21 protein-coding genes are annotated in these 25,553 nt (G+C 74.9%); 8 read left to right on the top strand and 13 right to left on the bottom strand.

The genetic code is table 11. The features are described from left to right. Positions 1-17: 17 nt before the first annotated feature. From egtD to AB0Q99_RS06480, 3 genes are all read left to right on the top strand, one after another. Positions 18-989, top strand: a complete 972-nt coding sequence (egtD, locus tag AB0Q99_RS06490; protein ID WP_363569048.1) for an L-histidine N(alpha)-methyltransferase — start codon at positions 18-20, stop codon at positions 987-989. Between the two features lie 174 nt (positions 990-1,163). Then, positions 1,164-2,588 (top strand): sugar porter family MFS transporter, encoded by a 1,425-nt coding sequence (locus AB0Q99_RS06485; RefSeq protein WP_363569046.1) that lies wholly within the window; start codon positions 1,164-1,166, stop codon positions 2,586-2,588. Positions 2,589-2,996: 408 nt separating this feature from the next. Continuing rightward, positions 2,997-4,046 carry a nitric oxide synthase oxygenase gene (locus tag AB0Q99_RS06480; protein ID WP_363569281.1) on the top strand — a complete coding sequence of 350 codons (1,050 nt, stop codon included), beginning with the start codon at positions 2,997-2,999 and terminating at the stop codon, positions 4,044-4,046. A 76-nt stretch (positions 4,047-4,122) separates the two neighbouring features. Here the strand turns inward: AB0Q99_RS06480 and AB0Q99_RS06475 are convergent, their stop codons facing one another. Further along, positions 4,123-4,812, bottom strand: coding sequence for a TetR/AcrR family transcriptional regulator (locus AB0Q99_RS06475; RefSeq protein ID WP_363569044.1), 690 nt, complete (start codon positions 4,810-4,812; stop codon positions 4,123-4,125). A gap of 185 nt (positions 4,813-4,997) precedes the next feature. Between AB0Q99_RS06475 and AB0Q99_RS06470 the strand changes: the two genes are divergently transcribed. From AB0Q99_RS06470 to AB0Q99_RS06455, 4 genes are all read left to right on the top strand, one after another. Beyond that, entirely contained in the window at positions 4,998-6,161 is a 1,164-nt protein-coding gene (locus AB0Q99_RS06470; protein ID WP_363569042.1) for an acyl-CoA dehydrogenase family protein, read from the top strand. Positions 6,162-6,191: 30 nt separating this feature from the next. Continuing rightward, positions 6,192-7,391 (top strand): acetyl-CoA C-acyltransferase, encoded by a 1,200-nt coding sequence (locus tag AB0Q99_RS06465; RefSeq protein ID WP_363569040.1) that lies wholly within the window; start codon positions 6,192-6,194, stop codon positions 7,389-7,391. 168 nt (positions 7,392-7,559) lie between these two features. Further along, a complete protein-coding gene (fabG, locus tag AB0Q99_RS06460) occupies positions 7,560-8,318 on the top strand; it encodes a 3-oxoacyl-ACP reductase FabG (RefSeq protein ID WP_363569038.1) in 759 nt (252 codons plus the stop codon). Positions 8,319-8,620: 302 nt separating this feature from the next. Then, a complete protein-coding gene (locus tag AB0Q99_RS06455) occupies positions 8,621-9,991 on the top strand; it encodes a S53 family peptidase (RefSeq protein ID WP_363569036.1) in 1,371 nt (456 codons plus the stop codon). A 175-nt stretch (positions 9,992-10,166) separates the two neighbouring features. Here the strand turns inward: AB0Q99_RS06455 and AB0Q99_RS06450 are convergent, their stop codons facing one another. Beyond that, positions 10,167-12,113: a hypothetical protein gene (locus tag AB0Q99_RS06450; protein ID WP_363569034.1), complete on the bottom strand. Its 1,947-nt coding sequence runs from the start codon at positions 12,111-12,113 to the stop codon at positions 10,167-10,169. A gap of 403 nt (positions 12,114-12,516) precedes the next feature. On the opposite strand from AB0Q99_RS06450, the gene AB0Q99_RS06445 reads away from it, so the two are divergent. Continuing rightward, positions 12,517-13,026, top strand: coding sequence for an HAD domain-containing protein (locus tag AB0Q99_RS06445; protein ID WP_363569032.1), 510 nt, complete (start codon positions 12,517-12,519; stop codon positions 13,024-13,026). A 43-nt stretch (positions 13,027-13,069) separates the two neighbouring features. Here AB0Q99_RS06445 and AB0Q99_RS06440 read toward each other — a convergent pair whose 3' ends face one another. The 11 genes from AB0Q99_RS06440 to AB0Q99_RS06390 form a co-directional block, all read right to left on the bottom strand. Further along, a complete protein-coding gene (locus AB0Q99_RS06440; protein ID WP_363569030.1) occupies positions 13,070-13,828 on the bottom strand; it encodes a hypothetical protein in 759 nt (252 codons plus the stop codon). Positions 13,829-13,942: 114 nt separating this feature from the next. Then, complete coding sequence (locus tag AB0Q99_RS06435; protein WP_363569028.1) at positions 13,943-17,959, bottom strand: LysM peptidoglycan-binding domain-containing protein; 4,017 nt, start codon at positions 17,957-17,959, stop codon at positions 13,943-13,945. Next, entirely contained in the window at positions 17,959-18,414 is a 456-nt protein-coding gene (locus tag AB0Q99_RS06430) for a hypothetical protein (protein WP_363569026.1), read from the bottom strand. Before AB0Q99_RS06430 ends, AB0Q99_RS06435 begins: the two co-directional genes overlap by 1 nt. Positions 18,415-18,568: 154 nt before the next feature. Further along, positions 18,569-19,051, bottom strand: coding sequence for a TadE/TadG family type IV pilus assembly protein (locus AB0Q99_RS06425; protein ID WP_363569025.1), 483 nt, complete (start codon positions 19,049-19,051; stop codon positions 18,569-18,571). Further along, positions 19,048-19,422: a TadE/TadG family type IV pilus assembly protein gene (locus AB0Q99_RS06420; RefSeq protein WP_363569023.1), complete on the bottom strand. Its 375-nt coding sequence runs from the start codon at positions 19,420-19,422 to the stop codon at positions 19,048-19,050. Before AB0Q99_RS06420 ends, AB0Q99_RS06425 begins: the two co-directional genes overlap by 4 nt. A 38-nt stretch (positions 19,423-19,460) precedes the next feature. Beyond that, positions 19,461-19,745, bottom strand: a complete 285-nt coding sequence (locus AB0Q99_RS06415) for a hypothetical protein (RefSeq protein ID WP_363569021.1) — start codon at positions 19,743-19,745, stop codon at positions 19,461-19,463. Positions 19,746-19,877: 132 nt separating this feature from the next. Continuing rightward, on the bottom strand, positions 19,878-20,756 hold the full coding sequence (locus AB0Q99_RS06410) for a hypothetical protein (RefSeq protein WP_363569019.1): 879 nt from the start codon (positions 20,754-20,756) through the stop codon (positions 19,878-19,880). Next, complete coding sequence (locus AB0Q99_RS06405; RefSeq protein ID WP_363569018.1) at positions 20,753-21,718, bottom strand: type II secretion system F family protein; 966 nt, start codon at positions 21,716-21,718, stop codon at positions 20,753-20,755. Before AB0Q99_RS06405 ends, AB0Q99_RS06410 begins: the two co-directional genes overlap by 4 nt. Then, positions 21,718-23,343 carry an ATPase, T2SS/T4P/T4SS family gene (locus AB0Q99_RS06400; protein WP_363569016.1) on the bottom strand — a complete coding sequence of 542 codons (1,626 nt, stop codon included), beginning with the start codon at positions 23,341-23,343 and terminating at the stop codon, positions 21,718-21,720. The genes AB0Q99_RS06405 and AB0Q99_RS06400 overlap by 1 nt, the downstream gene beginning before the upstream one ends. After that, positions 23,333-24,682 carry a hypothetical protein gene (locus AB0Q99_RS06395; protein ID WP_363569014.1) on the bottom strand — a complete coding sequence of 450 codons (1,350 nt, stop codon included), beginning with the start codon at positions 24,680-24,682 and terminating at the stop codon, positions 23,333-23,335. Before AB0Q99_RS06395 ends, AB0Q99_RS06400 begins: the two co-directional genes overlap by 11 nt. Further along, on the bottom strand, positions 24,682-25,473 hold the full coding sequence (locus tag AB0Q99_RS06390) for an SAF domain-containing protein (protein ID WP_363569012.1): 792 nt from the start codon (positions 25,471-25,473) through the stop codon (positions 24,682-24,684). The genes AB0Q99_RS06395 and AB0Q99_RS06390 overlap by 1 nt, the downstream gene beginning before the upstream one ends. Positions 25,474-25,553 lie beyond the last annotated feature (80 nt).

The following is a 25,553-nucleotide window of genomic DNA, read 5'->3' as shown; positions in this document are numbered from 1 at the left end:
AGAGGAACCACCCTGTCATGGACACCTTCGCACTCACCCGACTGCTGCCCGCCGACCACTTCAGCACCGCCCTGCGCCACGACGTGCAGCACGGCCTGACCGCCGACCCCAAGCGGCTGCCGCCGAAGTGGTTCTACGACGCGCGGGGCAGCGAGCTGTTCGAGGAGATCACCCGGCTGCCCGAGTACTACCCGACCCGCGCCGAGCGGGCCATCCTGACCGCCCGGGCCGGCGAGATCGCCGCCACCACCCGGGCCCGGACCCTGGTCGAGCTGGGCTCCGGTTCCTCCGAGAAGACCCGGCTGCTGCTGGACGCCCTGCGCGCGCTCGACACCCTGGAGACCTACGTCCCGGTGGACGTCAGCGAGAGCGCGCTGACCGCGGCCGGCAGCGCGCTCGCCGCCGAGTACCCCGGGCTGGCCGTGCACGGCGTGCTGGCCGACTTCACCGCCCGGCTCGGCCTGCCCCCGGACGGCGGCCCCCGCCTGGTCGCCTTCCTCGGCGGCACCCTCGGCAACCTGCTGCCCGAGGAGCGCGCGGCCTTCCTGCGCGGTCTGCGGGCCGCCCTCGACCCGGGCGACTTCCTGCTGCTCGGCACCGACCTGGTCAAGGACCCGGCGGTGTTGGTCGCCGCCTACGACGACTCCGCCGGGGTGACCGCCGCGTTCAACCGGAACGTGCTCACCGTGCTCAACCGCGAGCTGGGCGCCGACTTCGACCCGGACGCCTTCGAGCACGTCGCGCTCTGGGACGCCGACCGGGAGTGGATCGAGATGCGGCTGCGCTCGCTGCGCTCGCAGACCGTGAAGATCCCGGCCCTGGACCTGCCGGTGCACTTCGCCCGGGGCGAGGAGCTGCGCACCGAGGTGTCGGCCAAGTTCCGCCGCGAGCGGGTGGCCGAGGAGCTGGCGGCGGCCGGGCTGCGGCTGAGCCACTGGTGGACGGACCCGGAGGGCCGGTTCGGGCTCTCGCTCTCCGCCCCGGCCTGAGCGACGCGACGGCAGCGGGCTCGACGGCTCGACAACGGACGGGGCGGCTCAATTTGCTTATTCACCTTACGAATTCTCTGAGCAGGGATTGAGCCTCCCCGTGTACAAGACTTAAATGAAGAGGGGTTACGATCGCGGCTACCGAGCTCAGTGTTGAGTACCAGGAGTCAGATCGTGAGCGTCACCCAGCAGCCCTCCGGGGCGGTCGAGGCCCCCGCGCCCGGCCGCCTCGGCTTCGTCGTCTTCATCACCGCCGCCGCGGCCCTCGGTGGGTTCCTGTTCGGCTACGACAGCTCCGTGATCAACGGCGCCGTCTCCGGCATCCAGGCGAAGTTCGGCGTCGGCGACGGCGTGACCGGCCTGATCGTCTCCTCGGCCCTGCTGGGCTCGGCGATCGGCGCGGCGCTGGCCGGCCGGTTCGCCGACCGGTACGGCCGCATCAAGGTCATGAAGGCGGGCGCGCTGCTGTTCGCGGTCAGCGCGGTCGGCTCGATGCTGCCGTTCTCCGCGTGGGACCTCGCCCTGTGGCGCGTCCTCGGCGGCGCGGCCATCGGCATCGCCTCGGTGATCGCCCCGACCTACATCGCCGAGGTCGCGCCGACCAAGTACCGGGGCCGGCTGGCCTCCTTCCAGCAGGCCGCGATCGTGCTGGGCATCGCGATCTCCCAGCTGATCAACTGGATGCTGGCGCAGGCCGCCGGCGGCGACACCCGCGGTCAGCTGCTCGGCCTGGAGGCCTGGCAGTGGATGCTCGGCATCTGCGTCGTCCCGGCCGCGGTCTACTTCGTGCTCGCCTCGGTCATCCCCGAGTCCCCGCGCTACCTCATCCAGGCCGACCGCCTGGCGGACGCCCGCAAGGTGCTCGCCGAGGTCGAGGGCGAGGGCGTGGACACCGAGGCCCGGATCGCCGAGGTCCGGGCGCTGATCGCCTCCGACCACCGCCCGCGCTTCCGCGACCTGCTCGGCGGCCGCTTCGGCCTGCTGCCGATCGTCTGGGTCGGCATCGGCCTGTCGGTCTTCCAGCAGCTGGTCGGCATCAACGTGATCTTCTACTACTCGTCGATCCTGTGGCAGTCGGTCGGCATCGACCAGAGCAACTCGCTGATGATCAGCTTCATCGGTTCGGTCATCAACATCCTCGGCACCGTGATCGCGATCGTGCTGGTCGACCGGATCGGCCGCAAGCCGCTCGCCCTGATCGGCTCGATCGGCATGGCCGTCGCGCTCGGCACGGCCGGCTGGGCGTTCTCCTCGGCCACCGGCAGCGGCGACAACCTCACCCTGCCCGACCTGCAGGGCACCGTCGCCCTGATCGCCGCCAACGCGTTCGTGCTGTTCTTCGCCATGTCCTGGGGCGTGGTCGTCTGGGTGATGCTCGGCGAGATGTTCCCGAACCGGATCCGCGCCGCCGCGCTCTCCGTCGCCGCCTCCGCCCAGTGGATCGCCAACTGGGTGATCACCGTCTCGTTCCCGTCCATGGCGCGGTGGAACCTGTCGGTGACCTACCTGATCTACGCCGCCTTCGCGGCGCTGTCCGTCCTCTTCGTGGCGAAGTACCTGAAGGAGACCAAGGGCGTCCGCCTGGAGGACATGGGCTGACGGCCGCACATCGGCTGATCAGCTGGTCTGCCGGTCGGCTGATCCGGCCGTCGGACCTTCGGCCCCCGCACCCTAGCGCCATCGGCGCGGGTCCGGGGGCCGAATCGTTCACTCCCTGCGGCGGCCCGGACACCTCCGGTACTCCTGTGCGACAGGAGGGATGTGTCCTTGATCTTCGACCGGCTTCGCACCCGCAGAACCACGGCCGCCGCCCCGACCGGCGGCTGCCCGTACGCCCACACCCACACCCACCAGACCCCACCGGAACACCCGACGCACCCGACGCCCCAGGACCAGCCGTCACCCCGGGGCCGATCCGCGCGCCCGGGGCCGTCGGTCGTCCCGCCGTCCGCACCACCGCCGTCCGCACCGCCGCCGTTCACCGACCCGGACCAGGCCGCCGACTTCATCCGGCAGTTCCACCACGAGCAGCCGGTCGCCGGGCCCCCCGGGCCACGGCTGCGCGCCGTCCTCGACGAGATCGACCGCACCGGCAGCTACCGGCACACCCGCGCCGAACTCACCTACGGTGCCAAGCTCGCCTGGCGCAACGCCGCCCGCTGCATCGGCCGGCTCTACTGGCGCAGCCTGCTGGTCCGCGACCTGCGCCACCTCGCCTCGGCCGACGACATCGCCGCCGAGTGCTTCGAGCACCTGCGGCTGGCGGGCAACGGCGGCCGGATCCGGCCGGTGGTCTCGGTGTTCGCCCCCGACCGCCCGGACCGCCCGGCCGCCCGCATCCTCAACCAGCAGCTCGTCCGCTACGCCGGTCACCGGGTCGGCGGGGAGTTCGTCGGCGACCCGGCCGGCGCCGCGCTCACCGCCCGGGCCCGCGACCTGGGCTGGAAGTGCGCCGAGGACCGCTTCGAGGTGCTGCCGCTGCTGATCCAGGAGCGGCCCGACGGACCCCCCGCCCGGTACGAACTGCCGGACGACACCACGCTCGAAGTGCCGCTGCTCCACCCCGACCACGACTGGTTCGCCGAGCTCGGGCTGCGCTGGTACGCGGTGCCCGCGATCAGCGACCTGACGCTGGAAATCGGCGGCGTCCGCTACCCGACCGCGCCGTTCAACGGCTGGTACATGGGCACCGAGATCGGCGCCCGCAACCTCGCCGACGCCGACCGCTACGACATGCTCGGCACCGTCGCCGAGCGGCTGGGCCTGGACACCTCCGGCCACCGCACGCTCTGGCGCGACCGCGCGCTGATCGAGCTCAACCTCGCCGTGCTGCACTCCTTCCAGCAAGCCGGGGTGACGATCGCCGACCACCACACCGAGTCGGAGCGCTTCCTCCGGCACGTCGCCCAGGAGAAGCGGCTCGGCCGGCCGACCCCGGCGGACTGGAGCTGGATCGTGCCCCCGGTCTCGGGCGGGCTGACGCCGGTCTACCACCGGTACTACGACCCGGTGGACCCGGCGCTACGCCCGGCCTTCGTCCCGCGCGAGGCCTGGTGACGGCTCCGCTCCGGACGGCTCCGTCCGCACCGGCGCGGACACCGGCGCTGCGGCCGATGCGGCCGCCGACGCGGCGTCAGGGCTGCCCGGGCAGGCGGGCGAAGCGCAGGCAGAGCCCGTCCAGCAGCGCCTCCAGACCGGTCTCGAAGGCGCCCTCGTCGACCGTCCCCCGGTGTCCGGCCAGCCGGTGCGCCTCGCCGAGGTGCGGGTAGTCGGCCGCGTCGTAGACCTCGGCGTCCGCCGGGAAGCCGGCCGCGAACGAGGCCAGCGCGGAGCCGGTGACGAAGTAGCGCATCAGCGCGCCGATCCGGGTCGCCTGGCCGCGCGGCCACCCGGCCTCGACCAGGTGCCCGAAGACCGCGTCGGCCAGGCGCAGCGCGTTCGGCCGCCGCCCCGGGCCCTGGGCGAGGACCGGGACGATGTTGGGGTGGGCGGCCAGCGCGGCCCGGTAGGAGCGGGCCCAGTCGCGCAGCGCCTCCGCCCAGGGAGCCCCGGCGGCCCCGCCGGTCCCCGCGGCCGCTCCGCTGCCCACCGCCCCGGCGCCCCCGAACATCGACAGGTCGACTTCGCCGATGACGCTGTCCACCACCGCGTCCAGCAGCTCGTCCTTGGTGGCGAAGTGGTTGTAGAGCGAGGGCCCGCTGACCGACAGCTCGGTGGCGAGGCGGCGGGTGGAGAGGGCGTCCAGCCCCTCGTCGTCGATCAGCCGCAGCGCGGCGGCGACGATGCGCTCGCGGCTGAGCAGCGGGGTGCGTGGGCGGGCCATCTCGGCGGCTTCCTCCGGTTCCTCCGGCCGGCTTCCCCCGGTCGGGTGCGGTGGGGACCGATTCTGACAGGTGCCCCTTCCCAGCACGGGCCGGGCGGGCTACAGTCCCCCCATAAAACTTGCAGCGCTAGTTTAATCGGTCCGGACCCGGCCCCGGGCCCTGGACACCGGATTCGGGAGCCGCCGTGAACCTGGAGTTGTCCGAGGAGCAGAGCGCGGTCCGGGACCTCGCCACCGCCTTCACGGACCGCGAGATCGTGCCGTACGCCGCCGAGTGGGACCGCGCCGAGTCCGTCGACCGCGCGATCGTCGGCAAGCTGGCGGAGGTCGGCTTCCTCGGCCTGACCATCCCCGAGGAGTACGGCGGCAGCGGCGGCGACCACCTCGCGTACTGCCTGGTCCTGGAGGAACTCGGGCGCGGCGACTCGGCCGTGCGCGGGATCGTCTCGGTCTCGCTCGGCCTGGTCGGCAAGTCGATCAACGGCTTCGGCACCGAGGAGCAGAAGCGGCACTGGCTGCCCCGGCTCACCTCGGGCCGGGCGCTCGCCTGCTTCGCGCTCACCGAGCCCGGCACCGGCTCGGACGCCGCCAACCTCACCACCCGGGCCGTGCGGGACGGCTCGGACTGGCTGATCAACGGCGCCAAGATGTTCATCACCAACGGCACCTGGGCCGATGTCGCCCTGGTCTTCGCCCGCACCGGCGGCGACGATCCCGAGCGGCGGGGCCACCGGGGCATCACCGCGTTCCTGGTCCCCACCGACCTGCCCGGCTTCACCCGCACCGAGATCCACGGCAAGCTCGGCCTGCGCGGCCAGGCCACCGCCGAGCTCTCCTTCGAGGACGTCCGGGTGCCGGACGACGCCCGGCTCGGCGAGGTCGGCAAGGGCTTCACGGTCGCGATGGCCGCGCTGGCCAAGGGCCGGATGTCGGTCGCGGCCGGCTGCGTCGGCATCGCCCGCGCCTGCCTGGAGGCCGCGGTCCGCTACGCGGGCGAGCGCGAGCAGTTCGGCCGGCCGATCGCCTCGCACCAGCTCGTCCAGGAGCTGCTGTCCGGCATCGCCGTGGACGTCGAGGCGGCCCGGCTGCTCACCTGGAAGGTCGCCGACCACATCGAGCGCGGCCTGCCGTTCGCCACCGAGTCCTCCGTCGCCAAGCTCTACGCGAGCGAGGCCGCCGTCCGGGCCGCCAACAACGCGCTCCAGGTGTTCGGCGGGTACGGCTTCATCGACGAGTACCCGGTCGGCAAGTACCTGCGCGACGCGCGGGTGATGACCCTCTACGAGGGCACCAGCCAGATCCACCACCTGCTCATCGGACGCGCCCTCACCGGCGTCAACGCCTTCTGACCCACCCCTTTCGATAAGGAGCCCGACGACGTGCGTCCTGTCTACTTCGCCGCAGCCCGCCGCACACCCATCGGCCGGCTGCGCGGAGCGCTCGCCACGGTCCGCCCGGACGACCTCTCGGCCACCGTGCTGCGCGCCCTGCTCGCCGACGTACCCGCCCTCGACCCCGCCCGGATCGACGACGTCTACTGGGGCGCCGCCAACCAGGCCGGCGAGGACAACCGCAACGCCGCCCGGATGGCCGTCCTGCTGGCCGGCCTGCCGGAGACCGTCCCCGGAGCCACCGTCAACCGGCTCTGCGCCTCCGGCCTGGAGGCCGTCACCCTCGCCGCCCGGGCCATCGGCTCCGGCGAGGCGGACGTGGTGCTGGCCGGCGGCTGCGAGTCGATGACCCGCGCCCCCTTCGTCCTGCCCCGCCCCGACGAGGCGCTGCCGCACCGGATGGAGACCTACGACACCCGGCTCGGCTGGCGGCTCACCAACCCCCGGATGGCCGAACTGCACGGCGTGCTCAGCATGGGCGAGACCGCCGAGGAGGTCGCCACCCGGCACGGCATCACCCGCGAGCGCCAGGACGCGTTCGCGCTGCGCAGCCACCAGCGGGCCGCCGCCGCCCGCAAGGACGGGCACTTCGACGCCGAGCTGATCCCGGTCGAGCGGCCGGACGGGGTGACGGTGAGCCAGGACGAGGGCATCCGCGAGGACACCAGCCTGGCCAAGCTCGCCGGGCTGAAGCCGGCCTTCCGCCCCGGGGGCTCGGTCACGGCCGGGAACGCCTCGCCGATGAACGACGGCGCGGCCGGGCTGGTCCTGGTCAGCGAGGAGGCGCTGCGCGACCTCGGGCTGCGACCGCTCGGCCGGTACGTGGCCGGCGCCTCGGCCGGGGTGCACCCCGACGTCATGGGCATCGGCCCGGTGCCGGCCACGGCGAAGGTGCTCGGGCGGGCCGGCTGGTCGCTCGCCGACCTGGACACCGCCGAGCTGAACGAGGCCTTCGCCGCCCAGGCGCTGGCCTCCGCCGACGGCATCGGGTTCGACCCTGAGCAGGCCGACGAGCTGGTCAACCCCAGCGGCGGGGCGATCGCCCTCGGCCACCCGCTGGGCGGTTCCGGCGCCCGCATCCTGACCACCCTGCTGCACCGGATGCGCCGTACCGGCGCGCGGCGCGGCCTGGCCACCATGTGCGTGGGCGTGGGGCAGGGTACGGCCGTGCTGGTCGAGAACGTCTGACAGCGGACAGCGGGCAGCCGGCAGTCGACGGCCGGCAACCCGGCGGCTGATACGTGACGGGCGACAAGTGACAGCTGACAGCTTTCATCATCTGTCGGCTGTCATCTGTCCGTCCTGATCCGTCAGCCGTCTCCACCCACACTCTTCCAAGGCTTCCAAGGAGTTCACATGACGCGTTTCACGGGGAAGGTCGCCGTGGTGACCGGCGCGGCGCAGGGCATCGGGGCGGCCACCGCCCGCCTGCTGGCGGCGGAGGGCGCGGCGGTCGCCGTGGTCGACCTCAGTGCCGAGCGGGCGGCCGGGACGGTCGCCGAGATCACCGCCAAGGGCGGCACCGCCCGGGCGTACGGGTGCGACGTGGCCGACTACGACGCCGTCGAGGCGGTGTTCGCGCAGATCGCGGCCGACCTCGGCGGGGTGCACGTCCTGGTCAACAACGCCGGGATCACCCGGGACAACCTGTTCTTCAAGATGCCCAAGGCCGACTGGGACGCGGTGCTGACGGTCAACCTGACCAGCGCGTACAACTGCAGCCACGTCGCGCAGAAGTACATGGTGGCGCAGAAGTACGGGAAGATCGTCTCGCTCAGCTCACGCTCCGCCCTCGGCAACCGGGGCCAGGCCAACTACGCGGCCGCCAAGGCCGGCATCCAGGGCCTCACCGCGACCCTGGCGATCGAGCTGGGGCCGTTCAACATCAACGTCAACGCCGTCGCCCCCGGTTACATCGCCACCGCGATGACCGCGGCCACCGCCGAGCGGATCGGCAGTTCGGCCGAGGACCAGCAGGCCGAGGTCGCCGCCCGGACGCCGCTGCGCCGGGTCGGGCAGCCGGAGGAGATCGCGTCGGTGGTCGCCTTCCTGGCGAGCGAGGACGCCTCCTACGTCAGCGGGCAGACCCTGTACGTCAACGGCGGCGCCCGGTAGGCCGGTCGGCGGGGCGAGGTCGTCCGGCCGGGACGCCGTGGTCCCGGTCCTGGTTGAACAGGCGACGAGCAGCGGATACGCTTGATATTCATTGAATATCACTGACGTGTCATCACATGGCCGTCTCAGGTGCGCGGTTACCTTCACCTGGGACGGCCTTTACCTTTTCTCGTGGCCGAGCATGACCATGGCGTTGATCGTATGACCCCACCAACGGACTATGGCATGATCATGTGGCTCTCGATGGGATGGCCCAATCGACCCGACCGGACCCGGTCGGGCCCTGCGTCCCAAGGAGTTCCATGGGCAGCCCCGCCTCCCTCCGTCGCGCCCTGGCCCTGCTCGCCGTCGGAGCCACCGCCCTCACGGCCGGCACCGTCGCCGTACCGGCCGTCGGCACCGCGACCGCCGCCCCCTCGCACGACCTCGCGGGCGTCCACGTCCGCCCCGCCTCCTTCGGGCACCACAACGTCCAGGCCCGCCCGGCCCCGCTGACCACCAGCCAGTGCGTCAGCCAGATCGGCATCCACTGCTACTCGCCGGTCCAGTACCGCGAGGCCTACAACCTCAACCCGCTGTACCAGCAGGGCGTCACGGGCAAGGGCCGCACGATCGTCATCGTCGACTCCTTCGGCTCGCCGACCATCCAGCACGACCTGGAGGTCTTCGACAAGCAGTGGGGCATCCCGGACACCAACGTCGAGGTGGTCAAGTGGGGCAACGTCCCCGTCTTCGACCCGAAGAACCCCGACCACACCGGCTGGGCCGGCGAGACCACCCTGGACGTCGAGTACGCCCACGCGGTCGCCCCCGACGCGCACATCATCCTGGTCGAGACCGGCGTCGCCGAGACCGAGGGCACCACCGGCCTGCCCGAGATGATGGACGCCGAGAAGAGCCTCATCAAGCAGGGCCGCGGCGACGTCATCTCGCAGAGCTTCGGCGCCACCGAGAACACCTTCCCGGGCTTCGACAAGGGCGACTTCAAGTCCATCAAGGACCTGCGCTACGCCTTCCAGGCCGCTGCCGACCGCAACGTCACCGTGCTGGCCGCCTCCGGCGACAACGGCGCCACCGACGCCAAGGAGAACGGCACCGACCTGTACCCGTTCAAGGTCAACTCCTGGCCGTCCTCGGACCCGCTGGTCACCTCCATCGGCGGCACCCAGCTGACCCTGGACGACGCCGGCAAGCGCACCGCCGACGACAAGGTGTGGCACGACCAGTCCGGCGCCGGCGGCGGTGGCGTCTCCGGCGTCTTCGAGCGCCCGTGGTACCAGGCCGGCGTCGCCAACGTCACCGGCAACCACCGCGGCACGCCCGACATCAGCATGAGCGCGGCCGTCGACGGCGGGGCCTGGACCTACGAGTCCTACGACCCGACCGCGGTCGGCTGGCACCTCACCGGCGGCACCAGCGAGGCCACCCCGATCTTCTCGGGCGTCGTCGCGCTCGCCGACCAGCTCGCCGGCTACCGCCTCGGCCAGATCAACTGGCGTCTCTACGGCCTGAGCCTGCTGCCCGCCCAGTGGAGCGGCATCAAGGACGTCAAGCAGGGCGACAACGGCTGGGGCGGCGTCACCGGCTACAACGCCACCGAGGGCTACGACCTCGCGAGCGGCCTCGGCACCATCGACGCCGCCAAGTTCGTCCACGCGATCGCCGGTCGGTGATCGGGCAGCGGCTCGGCCGGCCCCGGTAGCGGCTGACTGCTGACGAACCTGACGAACGACAGCGGACAGATAACAGATTTCGAAATCTGTTATCTGTCCGCTGTTTTCTGTCTTCTGTTTCCGTCTGCTGGTGCCTTCTGCCGACTGCCCCCGTCCCCGGGCTCCTGCTGACCCGTCAGCCGGTGGCGGCCAGTTGGGTGAGGTAGCGCTCGGCGGCGCGGAGCTTGCGACCCTCGGGGCCCGGCAGGTGGGCCCGCAGCTCGATGATCTCCGGGGCGATGCGGATGGCCTCCGCGCGGTCGGCGATCGAGCGCCAGCAGGCCTCGGCGTTGGTGGCCGCCCGCTGGGTCTCCGGGTGGTCCGGGCCCTGCGAGCGGAGCAGGGCCATCGCCACCTCGCGGTAGATGTCCGCGGCCTCGGCCGGCCGGCCCGCGAGCCGGCACACGTGCGCCCGCACCTGGCGCACCTGGAGGACCGGCTCGGAGACGGCGCCGTGCTCGGCGATCGCCTCCAGTTCGAGGGCGAAGGCCAGGTCGGTCGCGGCGGCGTGGTCCCCGGCGTCGGCGCTGCGGACGATCCGGCCGATCACCTCGCGGTAGTCCGCACGGGGCCGGCCGTCCGCCGGGGCTTCGGCGGGCGGAGCGTCGGCAGGCACCGCATCGTCAGGAACAGCGCCGGCCTCGTCGGCGGGGACCTCGTCCGCCGTCTCCTCGACCGGGTCCGCCGCCACCTCGTCCACCGCCACCGGGCGCTCCACCTGCGGGAGTTCGGCCCCGGCGACGACATCCGCGTCCGCGTCCGCGTCCGCGTCCTCCGACCGGCCCTTGAGGAGCGTGACGCCCGCCGAGGACGCGGTGTCCTCGGGCGTGATGTCCTCGGGCGTGGTGTCCGCAGGAGCGGTCTCCACCGGGGCGGGCTTCTGCAGGGCCACGCCCGGAGCCACCCCGGACTCGGCAGGCTGGGCGGATTCGCCTGACTCGACAGCCCGGGCGGGCTCGACGGACTCGCCCACCTTCAGCAGGCTGACCGGACGAGCCGGCCGGGGCGGGGTCGGCGGCACGCCCGGCTTGACCAGGCTGACCGGGCCACCCGCGAGCACCGGGACGGCGGGAGCGGTCGGCACCGCCCACGCGGCGAGATCGTCCTGCGGCCGCGCTGGCCGCGGCGCCGGGGGCGGTGGGAACTCCGCGGGCACCGCGTCCGCGACCGCCGCCGTGTCCGCCACCGGCACCGCCACCGGCACCGCGTCCATCACCGGCGGCAGGTCGGCGAACGGGCCGTCACCGCGCCGGGCGGTGTTGCGGAAGAACGGACGGTCGGGGGCGTGCGCGGCCAGGATGATCACGTCCGGCCGCAGCACCGAGTACACCTGCTGCCGCAGCTGCTCGGGCGCGAGCACCTCGCCGGCGCCGGGCCGGCCACCGTGCAGCGCCTCGATCAGAGCGCGGGTGAAGGTGCCGATCTGCTCCGGGTCCGGGCTGACGACGGCCCACAGCGGGATGCCCGCGCTGAGCGGCGAGACGGCGCCCTGGAGGTACGGCCAGGCGTTCTGATCGGCGCTCAGGTCCGCGATGACGAGGGTCTGCCACTCGGCCGGACGGTGGCTCAGCTCCGCGGCGACGGCCTGCCAGGGAAGGCCGTCCTGCTTGGCGTCGCGCAGGGTCAGCTGGAGCTGGCCGCCACGCTTGTCGGCGACCACGTGCCCGCCCAGGTGGACCAGCAGCGGCCCGGGGTGCCGGGAGGCGGCGCGCAGGTGGGCGAGGACGGTGTGCGGGTCGCCGGCGCCGGGGAGGTGGACGGCGTCCACCGCGTCGGCGGCGAGCAGCACCTGCGGCGAGACGGCGGCGAGCATCGCCGAGAGCACCGGCGCCTGGGCCGGGCCGCCCCGACCCCAGGCGCGGCGGCCGGAGTTGCCGTACCCGCCCTCGATCACCAGGATCCGTCCGCGCGGCGCGGCACCGAGCCCGCCGGGAGCGACCGCCGCGGCCGGGACCGGGACCGACGGCGGCACGGCCGAGGACGCCGGACCGACGGCGGGCAGGCCGGTGAGGGTCCATCCGGTCGACGGGACGATCGGCGGGACGGCCGGCGGGACAGGCGGTGCGGCGGGCGGTGCGGGCACCTGAGCGACCGGAGCAGGCGCGGAGACCGGCGCCGGACCGGGTACGGGCACCGACACGGGCGCCGGAACCGGAGCCGGTACGGCCGGGGGCGCGGGCGGCGGCTCGTAGAGCGCGGCCGGCCCGGGCGGGTGGGCCTCGGCCGGGAGGCGCGGGGCCGGCGGTACCGCGTCCCAGGGGCCCGAGCCCGCTACCGGGTCGGGACCTCCGGAAACCGCTGTCGTCTCCGCCATGTGGTGGTCACCGCCCCGCCCCGCCGCTCCCGCGGCGTCTGATGCCCTCGCCTGTGCGGTGCCTGCCACCGCACTCCGTGCGCGCCACCCTACGAGATCCCGGCGCGCCCGATCCAGGCCGGGTCGCCGATCGGCGCGCCACGCCACCCGCGGTGCCCGCTATCGTGCCGTCATGACCGGTACCGACCACCCCTTGCTCTTCCTCGACGTGGACGGACCCCTGATCCCGTTCGGCGCCCCTCCGCCGGGCGGATACCCCACCTACCGCGGCCCGTACGGGTCCGACGCGCTGCCGGGCGGGAACCCCTTGGTGGCGCGCGTCGACCCGGCACTGGGGCCGCGACTGCTGAGTCTGCCGTGCCGGCCGGTCTGGGCGACGACCTGGCTGGAGGACGCCGACGAATGCCTCGCGCCGTGGCTGGGCCTGCCGCAACTGCCCGTCGTGGACTGGCCCGTGGAGGAGGAGGACGTGCCGGGCGGCGTCCATTGGAAGACCCGCACCCTGGTCGCCTGGGCCGCCGGCCGCCCGTTCGTCTGGGTGGACGACGAGATCACGGAGGCGGACCGCCGCTGGGTCGCGGCCCACTCCCCCGCCCGCGCCCTCCTCCACCGGGTGGACCCCCAACGCGGCCTCACCGAGGCGGACTTCACCACCCTGGACAGCTGGCTGCGCACCGCCTGAGCACGTGCTCCGGGCGCCCGGTCGGCCGCGTTCGCAGGAACGTTCACAGGAACAGCGGGTCGACCGGCGGCCACGGGTAGCCCAGTCGCTCGGCGGCATCACGCGACCCTCCCCAGACCTCGGCGGTGGCCCGGGGATCGCCTGCGGTCAGCCGCGCTTCGACGTGCTCGGCCTGGTCCGCCGGGTCGTCCGCGGAGATCGGGAGGGCGATCCCGAACTGGAGCTGATCCGCATCGGCCCGGTCCCGGGGATGCCTCAGGAGGACGTGGATTCGGTCGGGTTGCTCACGGGAGGCCCAGACGTCCTCGACCTCGCAGTCCCACCCGACGAGCCAGTCCTCGCGCCCCCTCAGCCCCGCCTCAAGCAGCCGCGCAACCGCTCCCGCCGGCCACTCCCCACTGCGGTCCGCTCCGGCTCGCCGGACCTCCGCCCCGTACTGATCCGCGGCGAACCGGAGCTCCGGCAGGTCGACGTCCTGATTGGCCCGGTCGCGCCAGGCCGCCCAGACAACGTGATCCCCGTCACGCCTGACCGTCAGGTAGAGGGCACCACAGCACTCCTCCGAGCCGCACCCGGACCAAGCGAGGCGAACCTCGTGGGGCGTCGCCGTGGCATGCAACGGCCCGTCCGGGCCCGACAGATACCGGGGGCCTCCTCCCAGGTACCGAGAGCCTCCCACGCCACCGGGGACCACCTCGGCCAGAAGATCCCGGCCGTTGACGATCGGGCGGACCTCCACGCCGCCCTCGCCGGGCGGCGGGCACAGGATGCTCAGGCTGAGACGGTCCGGTTCCGTGGTCATCGGTCAATGATCGCGGAGCCGACCGCTGCCGTCAGGTGAATTCGCGCGGCCCCTGCTCAGGGCGGCAGTTCGGGCCGCCCTCGGGCTCGCGGACCCGGCCCGGGGCGGCGGCCCTCAGGAGCCCGCGAGCAGGTCGCGCAGCAGGGCCACGGTGTCGGCGTCGAGGTCGCGGCCGGTGCGACGGCTGAGGGCGTCCAGTCGGTTGACGGCGCGCAGGAGCTGGTCGCGGGCGCCGGCCGAGGCGTAGGCGTAGAACAGGTCCCGGTGCAGGAGTTCGACGTCCGGGGCGACGGCGAGACCGCGGAAGACGGCGGCCTCGGCGCTGCGGTGGTCGCCGTACTGCAGGCGGCGGGCGGCCAGTTCGTGCGCGGTGTCCACGATCGCCGCGATCATGTCCTGGCGTTCGGCCTCGGCCCAGCCGTACGAGGCCGGCGGGGCCTCGGCGAACGGGGCCCCGCGGACCAGGGCGAGCGCGTGGGCCAGGGCGGCGTCGGCGGTGGCACTGGTGCTGCGCATGCCGCGCCGGTAGAGGCCGCGGAACTCGTCCCAGTCGCAGGTGACCGTCGGGGCGAAGGAGTAGCCCTCGGTGGTGTCGGTGGGCAGGAAGGCCCGGCCCTCGGGCGAGGTGCCGAACCAGGCCGCCAGATCGGCGAGTTTGGCCGGCAGCGGGCTCGTGGTGTCGGCCGCGGGGTGCGGGTCGAGGTGCGCGGCTCCGGGGTGCAGGTCCTGGTCGAGGACGTGGTGGTCGGAGCCGGGGCGCAGCGCGAGGTAGACGGCGAGTTCGGTGAGCCGGGGCAGCGCGCCGGGCGAGGCGGTGCCGAGGATGCCCGCGACGTCCACCGGGCCGAGCAGCCGGATCCGGGGCGCGTTGCGCGGGGCGTGCGCCTCCGGGGAGCGGAGGATGGCCAGCAGGTCGTCGCTGTCGCTGCGGCCGGATGTGGTCCGGGCGACGGCGGCGACGGGGGCGATCGGGGCGACGGCGGCGGGGCCGGGTTCCACGGCGGCCGCGGTGGCACCGGCTTCGGTGCCCCCGGTCTGCCCGGTTTCCACGGCCTCGGGCTCGGGCCCGGGCCCGGCGGCGGTCCCGGTAGCGGTCCCGGCGGCGGGAGCGGGAGCGGCTTCGGCGGACGGCGCCGCCTCGCCCGCCGGCTCCGGCGCGACGGGCGCCGGCCCGGCCGGCGCCACCGGCACGACCGGCACGACCGGCACGACCGGCTGGACGGCGAGCACGGCCGTCGGGGTGTCCACCGCCCCGGTGGCTTCGTCACCGGCCCCGGCGGCGGCCCCGTCCACCTCCGGCGCGCCCGGCCGCCGCAGGTCCCGGGTGGCCTCGTCGCTCGCCGCCTGCCGCCCCTGCCCGTTGACCGCGAACCGCGCCGGACCTGCCGGAACGGCAGCCGGACCGGCCGATCCCGACCCCGACGATCCCGAGGTCGGTGAGCCCGAGGTCGGCGAACCCGCGGTCGGCGATCCCGGCCCGGTCGGTACCGGCGCCGGCGTCACCGGGTCCGTGCCCGCGAACGGGCTGGCACCGGTGCCGATGACCCGGGCCAGCAGCCGTGGGCCTGCGACGGTGCCCGCACCGCTCTCCGACGCACCGACGGCGGCCCCGACCGAGGCCCCGACGGCGGCCAGCACCGGTACCGCGGCCGGAAGTTCGGTGGTGTCGGTGTCCTCGGGCCCGTCCAGGGTCCAGGCCGGGGCGGGGTGCTGGGTGCTGTCGTCGGCGGCCCGGAGCAGCTCGGCGACCTGGTCGTACTGGTGGCCGCTGAGCCGCTGCAGCTCGACGGTGAGGTGCAGGCCCGGGATGGCGGCCTGGCCGCTGGTCGGGAGCGTCCAGCGGGCGACCGGGCCGGTGCCGCGTTCGGGGGCGCGGGTGATGACGGCGACGCAGGTGCGCGGGCGGCCGTCGAGCAGCCGCCCGAGTTCGGCGGGGATCTCGCCGCCGGGCTGCTGGGCGCAGAGCACGATCTCGGGGGTCCACGACTCGTCGGCCTGGCCCCGGCTGCGGGCGTCGCGCGGGCTGGCGGCCTCGGCGGCGACCAGGGTGGCGCGGGCCTTGGCGGTGCGCGGGCCGAGGGCGGCGAGCGCGGCCTCCAGGGTGGTGTGGCGGTGCACCCGCTCGGCGGCCGGGCCGCTGATCGGCACCTCCTCGGCGAGGTCGACCAGGTGCAGGTGGAGCCGGTCGGCGAGCGGGCTGTGGGCGAGCTCGATGGCGAGGGTGCGCAGCACGTCGCGGGCGTCGTCCGGGTGGCCGGCGAGGTGGAGCAGCCGGACGGCCTCCAGGTCGGCGAGGACCACCGAGCCGTCCGGCGAGGTGCCGAGGGTGACGAGCGCGGGGTACGGCGCGGCGGTCTTGCGGGCCTGGGCGGCGTTGAGCAGGTCGCCGGAGTCGGCGCTGCACCACCAGACGTTCGCGGCGTGCGCGGCGCGGAACGGCGCGATCGGGGTGGCCGGGCCGGACAGGTGCAGCTCGACGGTGTGGTCCGGGGTGATCCGGGCGGCGACGATGGCGGGCAGGCGCTTGCCGCCGCGCACGGTGTTGCGGGCCAGGGTGCGCAGGGCGCGGTCCAGGAGTTCCAGTCCGGCCTGGTCCTGTCGGGCCAGCAGCTCGTTCTCGAAGGCGGCGGCCTCGACGGCGGGCATGGCGATGCGGTGCCGGGGGCGGCGGACGCGCTGCTGGGTGCCGCGCTTGTGGGCGACGGTGCCGACCATGATGGCGGCGAGCAGGACGCCGACGGTGGAGGCCGTGAGGGCGATGGAGTAGTCGTCGCTGGGGGCCGGGTCGGCGTGCGCGGCGGGGGCGGGCGCGTGGGTGGGTGCCGGGGCCGACTGCGGCGCGCCCTGCGAGGGCGCGGGGGCCTGGGTGGTCGGCGCAGGAGCAGGCGCAGGAGCAGGCGCGGGAGCGGGTGCGGGTGCCGGAGCAGGGGCAGGAGCAGGAGCAGGGGCCGGAGCGGGCGCGGCGGCCGCCCCCGGCACCGTGAGCACCATCCCCGGCACCACCACGTCCGGGTTGGTCAGCTGCTCCCCGTCCGGTGCCTGCACCCCCTTGTTCGCCTCGAACAGCTTCGGCCACTCCTCGCCGTCGCCCAACTCCCGCTGGGCGATGGCCGACAGGCTGTCCCCGGCCTGGACGGTGACGGTCCGCTGACCGCCAGCCCCCGCACCGGGCTCGGTGCCGGCCTGCGGCGTCGTGCCCTGCGGAGCCCCCTGTGCCGCACCGCCCGCCGGAGCCGGAGCCGGTGTCGGGGCCGGAGCCGGAGCCGGTGTCGGAGCCGGAGCCGGAGCCGGAGCGGGGCTCTTCGCCGCGTCCGGCTTGGCGTCCGCCGGCATCAGCAGTTCCCACCCGGGCTGGATCGGCCGGTCGGCGTCGAACCGGGTGCCCGAATCGTCCATCGCCCGGCCGTCGTTGAGCTTGGCGATCTCCACCCAGCGTTCACCCGAGCCCAGTTGGCGCTCGGCGATGGTCCACAGGCTGTCGGCAGGCCGGCTGTCCCGCACGGTGTACGTGGGCTGCTGCTCGGCGGCGGGCGCCGGCGCGGGCGCGGCCTGCGCGGCGGGCAGGGCGGCGCGCTGCACGCCCGGGGTCAACTGCGCCTGGACGGCGGGGGCGTGGGCCGGTTCGGGGACGGCCGCGAAGGCCGAACCGGCCACCGGCAGCAGGGCGAGCACCGAGCCGACCAGCCCGGCCGCGAGCCGTTGGCTCCAGCCGAAGGCCGGGATCCGGCGGGCGATCCGGCCGCGCAGCTGGGCGGGGATCTCCAGCAGGACGGAGAGCGCGAAGCACCCCCAGGCGAGCCAGCCGACCACCACCAGCGCCCACAGGAACAGCCGTCCGTCGTCCGGACCGGTGAGCGCCTCGCCCACGCCGCCCGGCGCGACCTCGCCCATGCCGGCGACGGCGTGGGTGCCGTACAGCAGCAGCGCGGGGACGCCGAACAACAGGACGAGCAGGGCGACCAGCGCGCCGAGCGCGGTGATCAGGGCGCCGCCGCGGCCTCGACGGCGGGGCGGTCGGGGTGCGGGGGCGGCGGGTCGTCGCGCGCCCCCGCCGCCTCGATGCGCGGCCCCGGCCCGGCCGGTACGGGCCTGGGCGGTTCGGGCCTGGTCCTTGGCACGTGGCGCGGCCATCAGTCGGTCTCCGCTTTCTCGACTCCGTGGACGAGGGTCGCACTGCCCTTGCCCGTTACCTTCCGCTCCCCGAGAGCGCCCAGCAGGACCGGCCGGTAGTCGGCCTGCACGGTGACGGTGACGACCTTGCCGTCACCGGAGAACTCGATGTCGCCGGCCTTCAGGCCGTACAGGCCGAGGTAGGCGTCGGCGGCGTCCCGGACGTACTTCTCCTCGACCCGGAAGCCCGCCCCCCGCAGCACGGCGGCCTGGTCGAGCTGCTGTCCGCCGACCCGCGCGGCCTCCTGGGCGTAGGCGTCGGTGCGCTCGGCGACCCGCAGTCGGCCGCCCGCGTCGATCACCAGGGCGATGACGAGCACGACGTAGGCCGCGCAGATCGCGACGAAGAGGGCCACCGCGCCCCGGTCGGACCGGCGCGCCCGCGCCCGTCGCCGCAGCCGGCTCACCACCCGCATCCCCTCCCCCCAATCCGCACGCTGCTCTCCCCACCGGCCCCCACCGGGCGCCGCTCGGTACCGTTCTGTCATCCCCCGGGCGCTCTCCGCTTGCGTCTCCCCCGCACGGGCCGCCTCCAATCCCCCGTCTTCCCGGTGGTGGCGGCACGTTTCGTCATGCGCCCCGGTAACGGTCCACCACCGAGGTGAACTCGCCGACGAGGTGCTTCGTCACGGGTACGCCGGACGGTCCGCCGAGCAGGTCGGCCAGTTCGACGTCGCAGACCACCGTGACCTTGACGGTCGTGACCGGGCCGCCCGGCAGCCCCAGCTCGCCCTTGACCACCCGGACGTCGCCGTTCCGGCAGGACACGCCCTGCTGGCGCAGCGAGGCGAGGGCGGAGTCCCTGGCCGGCTGGTCCATCCCGTCCACGCTGCGCTGCAGCGAGGCGGTCCGGGCCCCGGCACGGGCGGCGGCCTCCACGCTGCCGGCCGTGGTCTGCACCCGTCCGGCGGCGATGGCCACCAGGACCAGGCCCACCACGGGCGGCACGACGATCGCCGCCTCGATCGCGACCCCGCCGCGGTCCCGCCGTCGCGGGCGCCACCGGCGCAGGCGCGAACCGGGCGGGCGCGCACCGGTCCGTCCCCGTCTCACGGCTTCACCACCGGTGGTACGAAACGCTCCCGCGGCGCCTCCGCGAACTGCGTGATGGTGGGCGCCGAGAGCCCGGGTATCAGCAGCGGCGGCGTCAGCTCGACGGTGACCCGGATGGTCACGGGCGTGCTGCCGTCGGTCGTCACCGTGTAGCCGTGCGCACCCTGCCGGTCGAGGAAGTCCCGGGCCTGGCGCCGCGCCGCCTCGTTCTTCACCTCGTCCGTCGCGTTCCCCTGCACCCGCCCGGCGTCCACGCCCTCACGGGCGGCGGTGAGCGCGACCTGCCGGTCGTACCACCACAGCGCGGCCTGGACGACGAGCAGCAGGAGCAGCAGGACGACCGGGAAGACGATGGCGAGACTGACGCTCATCGACCCCCGGTCGTCGCTGCGGCGGAGAGGACGGTGCGTCACTTGGTGGCGCCGCCCGCGCCGCCCGGCATGTTCGGGTCCTGCTCCACCTTCTGGACGACCTTGTCCTTCAGCAGGTACAGCGCGGTCGCGACGGCTCCCGCGACGAACACCAACGCGATGATGGCGAGGGCGAGTTCGATGCTGATCGCGCCGCGGTCACCGCGCGCGCGGGCGGCCCGGAGCCGGCCGAGCCGCAGCGTGAACAGCAGCAGGGCGAATTGCACCGGTAGCAGGACGGGCCGCAGCACCCGGCCGGCCAGGTGGGCGAGTCGTACGGTCATCGGGTTCTCCCGGGGGACGTGACGGTGTGGTGTGGTGGTGCGTGGTGTCGGCTGCTCTGGAACGGACGTGGATCAGGCGCGGTCGAACGTCGGGCGCCGGTGTGGATTCCGGCGCGAGGCGGACATCGGGCGTCAGTTGAGCATCTGGTGGAGCGCGGGGAAGACGATCAGGACGGTCATCAGCAGCGTCAGGGCGGCCCCCGGCGCGACCATCCGCTCGCTGTCGGCGTTGGCGCGGGCGAGGTCCTCGGCGAGCAGTTCGCCGCGCAGGCCCTTGGCGCGGGCCCGCAGGGTGTCGTACACGGCGGCGCCGTCGGTGCCGGACAGCCGCATGATGTCGGCCACGTCCTGCAGCGGGCTGAGCCCCAACTCCTCGGCCAGCGCGTCGAGTCCGGCCCACGGCGGGAGGCGGTCGGTGGCCGCGCGCTCCAGCGCGTCGCGGATCCGCCGGAACACCACGCCCTGCCCGACCGAGGCGGCCCGGCGCAGCGCCTCGGCGGGCCCGCAGTCGGCGGCCCGCTCCAGCGCGACGAGTTCCAGGTAGGCGGCGATGCCGTGCAGGTACTCGGTGCGAGCCTCCTTGGCCTCGCCGCGCGCGATGGCGTCCGGGACGAACCACAGCAGGCCGGCCAGCAGCGGCCCGGCGACCAGCGGCAGTGCGAAGGGCAGGCCGATGTCCATCAGCACGGCCATCGCGCCCAGGTAGGCGGGCAGCACCAGCCCGATCGCGGCGAACAGCAGCTTGTGCACCATGAACCGGGCCGGGGTGCGGCCGATCAGGGCGAGTTCGCGGCGCGGGACGGAGACCCCGCGCAGCTGGAGGGAGCGCTCGCCGATCCGGTCGTACCAGCGCGGCCGCTCGTCCGGGTCCTGCACGCGGTCGGCGGGGACGGCGTGCAGCCGGTCCAGCGCCTGGCGCAGGTCCGGGGGCGCGGGCCGCAGTTCGGCGACCAGCAGGGCGAGGCCGCCGGCCGCCACGGCGCCCGCCAGCACGGACCAGGGGGAGATCACCGGACCTCCCCGAGCCGCTCGGCCGGCGCGGGCTCGGCCGCCCGGGCGCTCGTCCGCCGTCCGCTCCTGCTGCGCCGGTCGGGCGTGAGCAGCCGGGGCACCGGCGGGTGGGAGGCCAGCGCCCGCATCCAGGCGATGATCACGACGAACAGGGCGGCGACCACGGCGAGGACCAGCTGACCGAGGACGGTCCCGTACGGCCGGGTGTACTCGGTGTTGAAGGAACCGACCGTGACGACCAGCACGATGATGCCGACCAGCCAGCGGATGGTGGTCCGGTGCTTGGCCCGGTCGGCCTCGATCGCGCGGCGCTGACGGACCTCCTCGCGCACCGAGTCCGCCATGTCGGAGAGCGTGCGGGCCAGGCCGGGGCCGCTGTCCCCGGCCCGCAGCACGAGCGCGGCGAGCACCTTGTCGGCGGTGGCGTCGGCGAGGCTGTCGGCGAGGGCGTGCAGCGCCTCCTCGGGCCGCCAGCGGGCCTGCAGCCGGGCGGCCAGCTCGCCGATCTCGTCCTCCAGGGCGGCGGGGGCGGTGCGGCGGCTGGTGATGATGGCCTGGTTGAGGCCGACGCCGAGCAGCAGCACGTCGGCGATCCGCTGGGTCCACTCGGACAGCGCCTCCAGCCGCTCGATCCGGCGGGTGTCCGGGCGGGTGGTGTCGAACAGCCAGGGCAGGCCGAAGACGGCCAGCGGCACCAGCAGCGCGGTCAGCGGGATGCCGGTGAACAGCCAGGCCAGCGGCGCGCCGACGAGCGCGAGCGGCAGCTGGACCCGGCGCAGCCGCACCATCCGGGGCGCGGCCGAGCCGGGCGCGCCGTACCAGAACACGTGGGCGCGCCCGGCCAGCAGGTTGGTCCCCGCGGCGGTGTCCACGTCGTCCACGGTCTCGCTGCCGCGGGCCCAGGCCACCAGGGCCACCAGGCCGCCCGCGACCGCCAGCCCGCACAGGGCGAACAGCAGCATCACCGCGCGCCACCGCCGATCCGCAGCTGCAGCGGGGTGGCCCAACTCCCGTACCGGGAACCGAGCAGGCCGGCGTCGAAACCGGCCCGGCGCAGGTCGTCCAGGCACTGCGGCGGGGTGTGCGGGACGGCCCGCGGCTCACCGAGGTCCGGCCGGGGGCCGAAGACGGTGTTCAGCGCGGGGCGGCCGCTCTCGCCGAGGCCGGTGACCTCCAGGACGTGGGAGACGTAGCGGTGCCGGCGGCCGCCGACGGCGGTCTCGTCGACCATGGTGACGTGCACGATGAGGTCCAGGGCGTTGGCGGTGAGCCGGTAGGCGAGCGAGTCGGTCATGTGCGAGCCGTACTCCAGGCAGAGTTCGGCGATGCGGTCGACCACCATGTGCGGGCCGCGGGCGTGCAGGGTGCACATCGAGCCGCCCTCGCCGTTGGTCATCACCCGCAGCATCGGGACGACCTCGCCGGAGCGGACCTCGCCGACGATGATGCGCGAGAGGGTCATCCGCAGCGCGGCCGGGATGAGGTCGCCGATCGACAACTCCCCGGCCAGCCGCCCCTCGACGCGCTCGCCGTTGCCCTCGCGGGCCTCCATCGGGACGACCTGGCGCAGGTGTCCGAGGGTGTGCAGCCAGAGCTCGAACTCCGACTCCAGGGTGCCGATCCGCTCGTCCGGCGGGATCTCGGCGGCCATCGCGCGCAGCAGACTGGTCTTGCCGACGCCCTGGGTGCCGGTGATCATCACGTTCTTCCGGGCCCGGATCGCGGCGGCCAGGAACGCGGCCAAGGTGCCGTCCAGGGTGCCGAGTTCGACCATCTCGGGGAGCGTCGCGGAGGCCACCCGGTGGCGCCGGATCGCCACGTACGGGCGGGGCGTCACCTCGGTGAGCGCCTGCAGACGCATGCCGCCCTCCAGCCGGAGCGCAAGGGTCGGGCTGGCGGTGGACAGGCTGCGCTCGCCGCCCCCGTGCTGGCGGGCCAGGTCCTGCAGCAGCTCGATGAGTTCGGCGTCGCTGTCGGCCACCGGCGGTACCTGGCGCAGGGGTTGGTGCACCTTGGAGACCCAGACGTCGTCGCAGCCGTTGATCAGGATGTTCTCGATCTCCGGGTCGTCCAGGTACGGCTGGAGCCGGCCGGCCCGGAAGAGCAGGTCGAAGACGGCCTCGGCGAGCGCGCGGTCCTGCTCCCGGGTGGGCGGGATGCCGTGGGTCTGCGCGTAGGCGTCGGACCAGCGGGCGACGGACTCCTCGATCAGCGCCCGGCCGCGCTGGCGGCGGGTGGCCCGGTCCGGCTCGGAGCCGGAGGTGGCGGTCAACCGGCTGATCTGCTGGTGCAGTTCGGCCGCGACCTGGCGCTTCAGCTCGCGGGCGACCTGCGGGTCGACGGCCGGCCGGGTGGCGGCGCCGCGCAGGTCCAGCGAGGGCAGCTGGGCGGGTACGGCGGTGGGCCCGGACGCGCCGGGCTGCGGCGCGACCGGGCCGGGCGAGACCGGCTGCGGCGCGACGGGACCGGGTGTGAGCGGGCCCGGTGCGAGCGGGCCGGTCGCGGGCGCCGGAGTGGCCGTCGGCACGGTCCAGGGCAGCGCGGCCGGGTCGGCGGCGGGGCGCTGGTGCAGGGGACTACCGCGCACGGAGCACCTCCCCGGGGTTGTGCGGGTACTGCCCGTTCACCTGCACCTGACCATCCGTCACGCTCGGTTGCTGAAGCGGGTACCGGTCGTCCTGATCGTCCTGCTGCGGCGGCTGCACGTGCGCCGGGAACGGCGCCGGTGCGGCCGGCTGCGGCGCGAGCCCGGCGAGCGGCGCCACCGGGCCGGTAACGATCACCGGCGGGACCGGCTGGGGCGGGGTGTACGACGGCGGCTCGGCCTCCGCGGCGTCGTAGGACGCCTGGCCGTAGGCGCTCTGTCCGTGGGCGGCCTGTCCGTACGAGGTCTGCCCGTACGGCGTCTGCCCGTGCGAAGCCTGCCCGTACGAGGTCTGGGCATGGGGAGCCTGGGCATAGGGGGCCTGCCCGTACACCGTCGATGCGGGCGTCGGTATCGGCTGGATCGGCACCGAAGGCGCGGCCGGCGCCACCGGGGTCGGCTGCGGCGTCGGCACCGCACCCGCCGCCGGAGCGAGCGGCGCCGGCCGGACCTTCGCCTGCCCCACCCCCGACGCCGCCGCCGCTTCGGCGTTCGGCGCGAGCCGCTGCCGCCTGCGGCGGACCAGCAGCTGCACCTCGTCCGCCGCCGACCGCGCCGTCCGCATCAGCTCGGAGCGCACGAACCGCCGGTCGGTGGTGTCACCGCCGTCGGAGAGCACCTTCGCCGTCCGGGTGGCGTGCGGCAGCACCCCGAGCACCGGCAGCCCGAGTTCGCGCGTCACCTCCGCCCGCGCGTACGGCCCCTCGGCGACCAGCAGCAGGCCGAGCGCGTCCGTCCCGGTGCCGGCGGAGGCCAGGTCCTCGGCGAGGGCGGACAGCCGGGGCCGGACCGAGCTCAGCCCGCGCAGCGTCGTCCGGACGGTCACCGCCACCACGTCCGCCCGGCGGGCCAGCACCGCGCTCGCGCCGGTGGCGCCGGAGCGGCCGAGGTCCACGATGACGTCGTAGCCCTGCTGCTCGATGCCGTGCAGCAGTTCGGCGAGCGGCTCCCAGGTGTAGGCGAGGCCGGGGGCCTGGGTGGGATCGGTCAGCCCGGGCAGCAGCAGGCGCACGGCGTCGCCCTCGGGCGAGAGGTCGATCAGCTGCTCCCAGATGGTCTGCGCGAGCAGCCCGCGCCGGTCGGCGACGGCCAGGTTGCGCAGCCCGTAGACCGCCTCGACCCGGCCCTCCAGGGCGCCCGCGAGCACGGCGCCACCGTCCGGGTCGGCCTCGACCAGCACGATCCGCCGGCCGGGCTGGAGCGGCCAGGCCAGCAGCAGCGCCAGAGCGGTCGTGGTCGCGCCGGGCGCGCCCGGGCCGCCGACCACCGCGATCACCGCCATCAGGCGCCACCCGTCGCGGTCGGGGACCCGGGCACGCCGGCCCCGGCGGAGGCCGTGCCGGCCGCGGGCGTACCCGTGGCGGGCGCCCCGCCCGGTGCCGGGCTCGGCGCGCCGCTGCCCCCGGCCGAGGCGCCGCGCGGTGCCAGCAGCACCTGGATCCGCCCGCTCGCCACCCACTGCGCCAGCCGGGGCCCGTCCGCCGTGCCGACCGCCACGTCGACCACCTGGCTGCCGTCGGTGTCCACCCGGCCGACGGTGATCACCGTCGCGGGCAGCGAGTCGGCCCGGCCGTTGTCGGGCGTGTAGACCACGACCAGTTGCACCCCGGGCAGGAGCCGGCTGGCGGGCAGCTGGCTGCGCTTGGCCGACACCCCGACCACGATCTGCCCGGGCTGCACGGTGAGGCCCTGGGCCAGGTCGCCGCTGGTGAGCATCGCGCCGCGCTTGAGGTCGGTGGCGGCCCGCATGCCGATCGCCTTCGTCCGGTCCAGGGCCGACACCGGGTGCAGGGCGGGGTCGCCCGCGATCCGGGCCACCACCAGATCGTCCTCGGTGATCACCTGGCCCCACGGCACGTCCCGGGCGAGGGCGAGCACCGCGACCCGCTGGCCGGTGCTGTTGTAGAGGACGGCCCCGCCGAGCCCACCGGCCGCGATCAGCGCGACCGCCATCGCCAGCACCGCCGGCCGCCGCCGCCTCGCCCGCATGGTCCGCCCGGGCGCGTGCGGCACCGCCCGCCCCCGGCCCTTGCCCGGACCGCCGCCCTGCTCCTGCTGCTCCGGGAGCGCCACGGACGCCACGGCGCCCGCGGGTGTGCCGGATCCCGGCGTCGCGAATGTACGGTTCTCCACCGGGTTCCGCCCTTCCCTCG

The sequence above is a fragment of the Kitasatospora sp. NPDC086791 genome, assembly GCF_040685975.1.
Taxonomy (GTDB): Bacteria; Actinomycetota; Actinomycetes; order Streptomycetales; family Streptomycetaceae; genus Kitasatospora.
Note: the sequence above shows the minus strand (reverse complement) of the source record. Positions and strands in the feature narration are given on the sequence as shown.